We start from the raw sequence: 8,641 nt of genomic DNA on the forward strand, positions 1-8,641 counted from the left end.
CATGGTCTTAATCTCCTCGAAGTTATTACTGATGCTTTAGAAGGTAATGTCTCTGTTTTCCTTTCCTCTATTACTACTAGCTAGGCAGTTACAAATAAAGTAAAATCTAAAGACTTTCATTTAACTGTCTGATCAAATAGTAAGAATATTTCTCATCAACCAATTCACTATGCAGACAATTATTAGCTGTTTGCTGAAAAAAATGCCAAGTTGGCTGAATATCTCGTCAATAAAGGGTAATCTATATATGTATACATCCTCAAAGGTTGCAAAATACCACTAATCTTTTGTGATTTTTTCAGGATGGATATAGCAGTTAGCAATTAGTGCCAAATTTTGAAAACGTACAGTTTCTGAATTATGTACGGCTAATGGTCAATGGTTAAGAGCCAGTCTTGGGACTTTTGACTAGATTAAGAATTAGTAATTTCTGCAAATGCGTGATTAGTAATTTTTGTTTCTTGATGGCTTAATTGTTGCAGTGCCTTTGCTAAATCAGCGGTCATGTTTTTAGCATCTTGTTTTATACAACCATGCACATAATCCGCTACTCTGATTGGGGAGCCAATGTGAATACTCACATCTGTACCCCAATTTGGATAAGGTTGGCTGTAATTAATGCCTATAGGCATGATTTTCACTCCCAGCCCGGAATTACTAGATTCAGCACTTAAAGCCAGACGAGCAATTCCCGGCTTCAACTGGTGAACTTGACCATCACGAAAAATGTTACCTTCTGGAAAGATGACCAGGGTTTTTTTCTGTTGAAGTAGCTCAACTCCATGTCGTAGCGTGCGGATTGACGGATGCTTAGAATTTACAGGAAACCCCCCCAAACGTCGCACAAACCAGCCTTGCAAACCTTGGCATTCGTCAATAGTCACCATGAACCGCAAGTCTTGTTCTCTCCGACAATCAGCCGTAGCGTAGGGTACAAGTAATGCATCCCAACGCGCCCGATGAGTAGGCGCGAGGATCACAGGCCCAGTCGTGGGGATATTTTTTTGTCCGGTTATTCTAATTTGCCCAAAGAATAATGGTAATAGGCAGTGACGCCCTAATAAATATGCTAGAGGACTTAACCAAGGAGAAACCCTTGAGGTAGTACCAGCCACCTCAGAATTTGCTGGTGGGCGCTGACAGGTATCGGATGAAGAGTAAAATTCCATGATGACGGATGCAGCTGATTGACTGGTAAAAATTTAACGAAAAACTGATTAGTTACACCGTAGATTCTCTTGCGTGAGTTGTGTCCTACTAGATGGACAGTTTTACCTCTGTCCGTAGTTTACCCTACGCCGCCTAGTGGCAAACCAAGCCTGTAATTGCTGACGACAAGCTGACTCTAGAATGCCTCCGATTATTTGGAGACGGTGATTAGAAGCAGCGCTATCGGGTATGTTAAGAACTGTACGAATTGCGCCAGTTTTTGTATCGTCTACTCCATATACAAGCAATCCTAGACGTGCTTGCAGAATAGCACCTGCACACATTGGGCAAGGTTCGAGAGTTACATAGAGGGTGCATTCATTAAGATGCCAATTTTTTAAAGTTATTGCAGCTGTCTTGAGAGCGAGAATTTCCGCATGAGCGGTAGGATCTTTGTCACGCTCTTTTCTATTTTCTCCTTGTGCCAGCAATTTGCCAGTTGGATCAATGATAACAGCACCGACAGGGATTTCACCTGCATTTCCTGCTGCTTTTGCTAATTCTAGAGCATAACTCATCCATTGTTGATGTATAAGATATTCCGTATACTTAGTTAGCATATTCTTATCAATACGCGATGTGCAACTTAATATTCTGACCTCACTTCCATTCCTCTGTCCTAAAAGGAGGAGGCACTGCGTTGAGAAGCCAGCGCAGTCTTCTCGAAATCTAAAATTGCCCAACATAGCATCACCAAGGCAACCGTTGGGGGCTAATCCTATTTCTAAATAGCGGACTGGGCTAGAAGGGGATCTAATTGACTTTGTGTGTCTAATTGATAGAGGTCATCACAGCCGCCAATGTGCTGGTTATTGATAAAAATTTGCGGTACACTACGGCGTCCGTTAGCGCGTTCTGCCATTTTAGCTCTGGCTGCTTCGTCGCCGTCGATTTTATATTCAGTAAAATTTACACCTTTCCACCACAGCAGCATTTTGGCACGAATGCAGTAAGGACAAGTTTGCCATGTGTAAAGTTCGACGTTGGCTTTGACTCGCTCTGGATGGCGATTTAAGAGAGGATTAAGAAAGTCCAGCATATTTATCTTAAGCAAGATTTTAACTATATCTCTAGCCTAGATCATTGCTGGCATTGCCTACCGCCTTGGGACTGGAACCCACTTTTGAAAACTCTCTAAATGATTCCAGTAAGACAAATATCCAGTCAATGCCCAAATTAGAGCGGCTACTGTCAGCACAGCTACGCCAATTAACCGCCAAGTTCGGTTGGTTTTCCAATAGAGAGTTGGGGCTGCAAAAATACCACCTAACCCAGTTAAAATAAAGCCGATTCCCGATAAAAGCGGTTGCTTTGTCAAATTCAAGTTGAGGATGCGGATACCCACTACGATCGCAACTGCACCAGCAAAGAAGCCGTAGATTGCTATCGTGAATAAATCCCAACCTTGAGCAAGAGCGATCGCCGCTGCAATAAACAAGATTCCAAATAAGACAGTTGTTTCACCGAAGGCAATGTTAAAACTACCGATTACTGGCCAGGTGAAACTCATGTGTAAACCAGTTGTTAGTGCGATCGCACCAGTAATTCCAAACCCAGGAATCCACTGTCTTTGATTAAAACTATCTATACCACTATATACATAGTAAGCCAGTAGAAATAACCCAGCTACCATATTGATCAACATTAGTGTGATGTAGTCGATAAACATGATTCACCCCTTAATTTGACAAGCTCTTTACTCTGCACCTCATTTTTTAGTTTTTAATGAATTCACTAGCTTTTTTATTTATTATTTTATACCTGAAGATAGATACGGAAGAAAAAATGTTTTAGATATACACTGCTACAAATTTGTACCAGTTCTTGATTTAGTTAATTTTGAACACGTTTTATACTGGACTAGTATGATTAAAAAATCAGAATGTGCTAAATGGTACTTTTATAACCAGTTAGTAGTAAAACTTAACTTTATTCCACGTGTATCCGCCCTTTGGTAGACTTGAAAACTGAAATAGCAGATGAAACGACGGAAATTCAAGCAGTTGAGAGGGTAGACTCTGTGGAAAATTCACTTGGTTTAGAGATTATTGAAGTAGTAGAGCAAGCCGCGATCGCATCTGCAAAGTGGATGGGTAAAGGCGAAAAAAACATCGCTGACCAAGTAGCTGTGGAAGCTATGCGGGAACGGATGAATAAAATCTATATGCGTGGTCGCATTGTAATTGGGGAAGGCGAACGCGACGACGCACCCATGCTATACATCGGGGAAGAAGTTGGTATCTGTACCCAACCAAATGCCACTAGTTTGTGTAACCCCGATGAATTAATCGAAATTGATATTGCTGTTGACCCTTGTGAAGGTACGAACTTGGTAGCTTATGGACAACCTGGTTCGATGGCTGTCTTGGCAATTTCTGAAAAGGGTGGATTATTTGCTGCTCCTGACTTTTACATGAAGAAGTTAGCAGCACCTGCCGCAGCTAAGGGCAAGGTAGACATCAACAAGTCAGCAACAGAAAACCTCAAGATTCTCGCTGAGTGTCTAGATCGCTCGATTGAAGAACTAGTGATCGTGGTGATGAAGCGCGAACGCCACAACGATTTAATTAAAGAAATCCGTGAGGCTGGAGCGAGAGTCGCCCTAATTTCAGATGGTGATGTGGGTGCAGCCATATCTTGTGGTTTTGCTGGAACTAATATCCACGCGCTGATGGGTATCGGTGCGGCTCCTGAAGGTGTAATCTCGGCAGCAGCAATGCGTGCTTTGGGCGGACACTTCCAAGGTCAACTGATTTACGATCCAGCAGTCGTAAAAACAGGTCTGATTGGAGAAAGCAGAGAAGCCAATATTGATCGCTTAAAGTCTATGAATATCAATGACCCTGATAAGGTCTATGATGCTCATGAACTGGCATCTGGTAAAACTGTTCTGTTCGCTGCTAGCGGCATTACCAGTGGTAATCTCATGGAAGGTGTACGTTTCTTCAACGGTGGAGCCAGAACTCAAAGTTTGGTAATTTCTAACCAATCGAAAACGGCTCGATTTGTTGATACAATTCACATGTTTGGTGAACCGAAAACTCTCCAACTGAATTAATTTTTAGGGAATGGGGAATGGTAAAAGTAGGGGCGTAGCATTTGGAAAGAAATCTTTCTATAAAACGGAAAAATAATCACCCAAATGCTTTTCCCTTACAGTAGTTAGTAGTTAGTAGTTAGTGATTATTTGTTGGTTGGAAAAACTACCAACCAATAAACAAAAATCCCCCATTCCCGATTCTCACTCAATAGCTTATTCCCAACTACCAACTAGTAACTACGATTTAGCAAATGAATATAGCAGTGGTGGGGTTAAGCCATAAAACAGCCCCAGTAGAAGTCCGGGAAAAACTGAGCATTCCAGAACCACAAATTGAAAGTGCGATCGCTCATCTGGTCAGCTATCCCCATATTGATGAAGTTGCAATTCTTAGCACTTGTAACCGTTTAGAAATCTACATTGTTACCAGTGAAGCAGACCAAGGTATTCGAGAAATAACTCAGTTTCTGGCAGAATACAGCAAATTGCCCGCGCTTTCTCTGCGACGACACCTATTTATGCTGCTGCATGGTGATGCAGTAATGCATGTCATGCGAGTAGCGGCTGGTTTAGATAGTCTGGTACTTGGAGAAGGTCAAATTCTGGCTCAGGTGAAGACTACTCACAAACTGGGGCAGCAATATAACGGTATAAAAACCATTTTGAATCGATTATTTAAACAAGCGCTGACAGCTGGTAAGCGGGTTCGCACTGAAACTAGTATTGGTACTGGCGCTGTCTCTATTAGTTCGGCAGCTGTGGAATTAGCGCAGATAAAAGTGGCAAATTTTGCTGCTTGTCGAGTGGTAATTCTGGGTGCTGGTAAAATGTCGCGGCTGCTCGTGCAACACCTACTTTCTAAAGGTGCTGTGCAAATTAGTATTGTAAATCGCTCTCGTGAACGTGCCCAAGAATTAGCGAAGCAGTTCCCTCAACAACCTATCCAAATTTATCCGCTATCGGAAATGATGGCAGTAATTGCCGATAGCGATTTAGTATTTACAAGTACTTCGGCAACAGAGCCGATACTTGACCGGGCCAAATTGGAAATGGTTTTAGAAGTTCAGCGCTCTCTGATGTTATTTGATATTTCTGTGCCGCGTAATGTTCATGCGGATGTGAATGAACTGGCAAATGTGCAGGCGTTTAATGTGGATGATTTGAAGGCAGTAGTAGCACAAAACTACGAAAGCCGTCGGAAGATTGCACAGGAAGCAGAGCGACTTTTAGAAGAAGAAGTGGAAGCATTTGATATTTGGTGGCGTAGTCTAGAAACTGTTACCACTATTAGCTGTCTGCGGAATAAAGTCGAAACCATCCGTGAACAAGAATTAGAAAAAGCTTTGTCGAGATTAGGTTCCGAATTCGCTGAAAAACATCAAGAGGTAATTGAAGCATTAACACGGGGAATTGTCAATAAAATTTTACATGACCCAATGGTACAATTGCGATCGCAGCAAGATGTTGAAGCGAGACGGCACTGTATGCAAACTCTGCAAATGCTGTTCAACCTGGATGCAGGAGAGCAGTTTAGTTAAACTGAACAACAAGATAAGATCCCCGACTTCGTAAAAGTTGTCGGGGATCTGAGCTTTTTAATTAGATATACTTCCCCCATATGCTCCGCTACAGCTGCGGTTATTACTTGGCTTGAAGCCAATACAGTTCAGTAAAATATTTCTTCCTTCTCTTTCTTCTCTTCCTTTGCGTTCTTTGTGCCCTTGGCGGTTCGTTAAAAAATTGACTTTGATAAAGAGTTAAGCCTTAACTGAACTGTATTGGATTTTAAAATTGAATTGCCCGACCTTTACGAGCAAGTCAATTTCGCAGAAAATAACGAAGATTAAAATTATTTTCTGCACCGAAAGATTATGATGCCGTACCTTTTAATTAGCACATCTTAAGCAATTTAACGTTATAGTATCTGCTGTTGTTCACTAGAACAAGCAAGTGTGTATCTATTGTGGTTAACTATTTTTGAGATTGTTATTTGCCCAAATAAGCTTCCAGAACTTTTGGATTAGTTTGAATTTCTGCGGGTGTACCATCAGCCAAATTCTGCCCTTCGGCAAGTACCCAAACGCGATCGCACAATGACATAATCACATCCATATTGTGTTCAATAATCAAAAACGTCATCCCATCTTGACGGTTCCAAGTGAGAATGCGATCGCAAATATCATCAATCAGTTTCGGATTCACCCCAGCGGCTGGTTCATCCAACAAAATTAATTTGGGATTAGTCATCAGCGCCCGTCCCATTTCTAACAGCTTGCGTTGTCCACCAGACAAGCCACCAGCATAATCGTGTGCTTTTTTTGCCAAGCCCACTGATTCTAACAGGAACATTGCCCGCTCTTGGAGTTGCTTTTCTTCCTTGGCTACGATGTGTGGCTGCAACTGCACTTGCCAAAAATTTTCACCCGTTTGTTTTTGCGCCGCCAGCAACATATTTTCTAACACTGACAACCGCGAGAGAGTTCGTGCTACCTGAAAAGTTCGGATTACTCCCTGCTGGGCGATTTGATATGGTTGCAAGTTGTGAATGGGTTCGCCGTCAAAAATCACTCGTCCCTTATCAGGGCGAATGGAGTTTGAGAGGAGGTTAAATAAGGTGGTTTTACCAGCACCATTGGGGCCAATCAAGCCGGTAATGCTGCCTTTGGCAACTTCGATTTTCGCCTCATTAACTGCTTTAATACCACCAAAGCTTTTAGAAAGTCCAGTGGCTACCAAAAGGGGAAGTGAGGATGACTGGTTATTTACCAAGAGTGAGTTCCTCCTTTTTCCCTAAGATACCTTGAGGTCGCCAAATCATCAACACCATCAAAATTAGTCCGATTACCATGATCCGAAATGCACCCAAACGGGCTTCATCAAGGGGAACGATTCTAGGTAATACTTCCCGCGTCAGCGCATCGTAAGTAAAGAAAATTACCGCCCCTAAGATTGTGCCAACATTATTCCCAGAACCACCTAAAATCACCATGATCCAAGTGTCAAAGGTAATCTGCGGTTGGAAATTATCAGGGTAAATCGCGCCCAGTTGCCAAGCGAAAAAAGCACCAGCGATACCCGCGATCGCACCTCCAAGCATGAGAGATTGTAATTTATACCAAAAGACATTTTTTCCCAGCGCCTTGGGAATTTCTTCATCTTCACGGATGGCTTTGAGAATTCTACCCCAAGGCGATCGCACCAAAATTTCTAACCGCCAGTATACAAATGCTAAAACCAACAGCAGCACCAGCATTAAACCTGCTTTTGGGTTGTAATTATACAGTCCGATCACGCCAGAAATATAAATTGCTGCCGCCAAAACTGCTAATACAATTCCCACACCCAAGCGCGACGCAAATTCTTCCTTACTAGTCATCCTTTGGCCTAAATCAGTAGTTCGAGACATCTGGGTGCTGCGAATCCACCGCCATAACGTAAAAAAAGTTACAGCAGCCAGCAGTGTCAACAACCCAATCATCACAAATTTGACAAATAAATTCGGCTCTGTGGATAAGGGTATGCGATAACTTTGCACACCAAATGCCCCAGAAATCCAGGTGTCACCCACAGGTAAATCCTGATTATTTACCACCAAACGAATTAGTTCGCCCGTACCGATGGTGACAATTGCTAAATAATCTTCCCGCAAGCGTAGAGTTGCAAAACCAATTACTAAACCCAGCAAGGCGGCGACAATTGCCCCAGCTATTGCCGATACCAGTAGGGGGACGCCCTTCAAGCTTAACAATACGGTTGTATATGCTCCTAGAGTCATGAAAGCAATATGACCAAAGTTAATTAGCCCGGTAAAGCCCCATTGCAAATTGAGTCCTAGTGCGAATAGAGCGAAAAGTGCTGTAGAAATTGCTAAGAAAATAAGATATTCAACCATGTTTAGGAGTGGGGAGGTGGCAGTTAGGAATTTCTAACAAATAAATTATCCAATCTTCTAGAGTGGGCATCTGGCACCTGCTCAATCTCTCGCCAAGAAATAAATTTCACAGGCTTTTAGCTTAAGTCCACTAAAATAGACTGCCATCGATACCAGCCATTAATCGAGTTTAGTCCTCTTGAGAGGACTTAAGCTATTAGCCATAGGTTTCTAACCTATAGCGGTTTTTGCGACTGGTGTAATATCTCAACTTAGGAGTCAAAAGTCGAGAATCAGGAGACAAGAGTTAGAAGTCAAGGCTCAACGTTCGAGTTCAGAAGCTCAACTTTCGAGTTTAAAGGCTCAACTTTCGAGTTTAAAGGCTCAACTTTCGAGTTCAAAGGCTCAACTTTCGAGTTCAAAAGCTCGTATCCCCTCAATACTTCGGGGTAGAAAATTATTCTGGCATCCACGACCCACCAAATAGATTAGAAGAAGATTTCTCCTGAATAATGGTTGCT

General features: G+C 42.3%; 8 protein-coding genes. 2 read left to right on the forward strand and 6 right to left on the reverse strand.

The window, feature by feature from the left end; translation table 11 throughout:
- Nucleotides 1-413 precede the first annotated feature (413 nt).
- From V7K21_RS04005 to V7K21_RS04020, 4 genes are all read right to left on the reverse strand, one after another.
- Nucleotides 414-1,169 carry a lysophospholipid acyltransferase family protein gene (locus V7K21_RS04005; protein WP_335171738.1) on the reverse strand — a complete coding sequence of 252 codons (756 nt, stop codon included), beginning with the start codon at nt 1,167-1,169 and terminating at the stop codon, nt 414-416.
- Between the two features lie 102 nt (nt 1,170-1,271).
- A complete protein-coding gene (gene tadA, locus V7K21_RS04010; RefSeq protein WP_335171741.1) occupies nt 1,272-1,769 on the reverse strand; it encodes a tRNA adenosine(34) deaminase TadA in 498 nt (165 codons plus the stop codon).
- A 164-nt stretch (nt 1,770-1,933) separates the two neighbouring features.
- A complete protein-coding gene (gene grxC, locus V7K21_RS04015) occupies nt 1,934-2,248 on the reverse strand; it encodes a glutaredoxin 3 (protein ID WP_334970349.1) in 315 nt (104 codons plus the stop codon).
- Nucleotides 2,249-2,305: 57 nt separating this feature from the next.
- Complete coding sequence (locus V7K21_RS04020; protein ID WP_335171743.1) at nt 2,306-2,878, reverse strand: DUF981 family protein; 573 nt, start codon at nt 2,876-2,878, stop codon at nt 2,306-2,308.
- 351 nt (nt 2,879-3,229) lie between these two features.
- Here V7K21_RS04020 and glpX point away from each other — a divergent pair, with 351 nt between their 5' ends.
- Nucleotides 3,230-4,267 carry a class II fructose-bisphosphatase gene (gene glpX / locus V7K21_RS04025; protein WP_335171751.1) on the forward strand — a complete coding sequence of 346 codons (1,038 nt, stop codon included), beginning with the start codon at nt 3,230-3,232 and terminating at the stop codon, nt 4,265-4,267.
- Nucleotides 4,268-4,500: 233 nt separating this feature from the next.
- Entirely contained in the window at nt 4,501-5,787 is a 1,287-nt protein-coding gene (locus V7K21_RS04030) for a glutamyl-tRNA reductase (protein ID WP_335171745.1), read from the forward strand.
- Between the two features lie 448 nt (nt 5,788-6,235).
- Here the strand turns inward: V7K21_RS04030 and V7K21_RS04035 are convergent, their stop codons facing one another.
- Entirely contained in the window at nt 6,236-7,018 is a 783-nt protein-coding gene (locus V7K21_RS04035) for an ABC transporter ATP-binding protein (RefSeq protein ID WP_335171747.1), read from the reverse strand.
- Nucleotides 7,008-8,141, reverse strand: a complete 1,134-nt coding sequence (locus V7K21_RS04040) for a branched-chain amino acid ABC transporter permease (protein WP_335171749.1) — start codon at nt 8,139-8,141, stop codon at nt 7,008-7,010. Before V7K21_RS04040 ends, V7K21_RS04035 begins: the two co-directional genes overlap by 11 nt.
- Between the last annotated feature and the right edge of the window lie 500 nt (nt 8,142-8,641).

It is taken from the genome of Nostoc sp. (assembly GCF_036919595.1).
In the GTDB taxonomy this organism is placed as follows: domain Bacteria; phylum Cyanobacteriota; class Cyanobacteriia; order Cyanobacteriales; family Nostocaceae; genus Nostoc.

Bases quoted from the DNA above. Each gene is read 5' to 3' on its own strand.
- V7K21_RS04005 (WP_335171738.1), bottom strand. From the start codon at position 1,169: ATGGAATTTTACTCTTCATCCGATACCTGTCAGCGCCCACCAGCAAAT.
- tadA (WP_335171741.1), bottom strand. From the start codon at position 1,769: ATGCTAACTAAGTATACGGAATATCTTATACATCAACAATGGATGAGT.
- grxC (WP_334970349.1), bottom strand. From the start codon at position 2,248: ATGCTGGACTTTCTTAATCCTCTCTTAAATCGCCATCCAGAGCGAGTC.
- V7K21_RS04020 (WP_335171743.1), bottom strand. From the start codon at position 2,878: ATGTTTATCGACTACATCACACTAATGTTGATCAATATGGTAGCTGGG.
- V7K21_RS04030 (WP_335171745.1), top strand. From the start codon at position 4,501: ATGAATATAGCAGTGGTGGGGTTAAGCCATAAAACAGCCCCAGTAGAA.
- V7K21_RS04040 (WP_335171749.1), bottom strand. From the start codon at position 8,141: ATGGTTGAATATCTTATTTTCTTAGCAATTTCTACAGCACTTTTCGCT.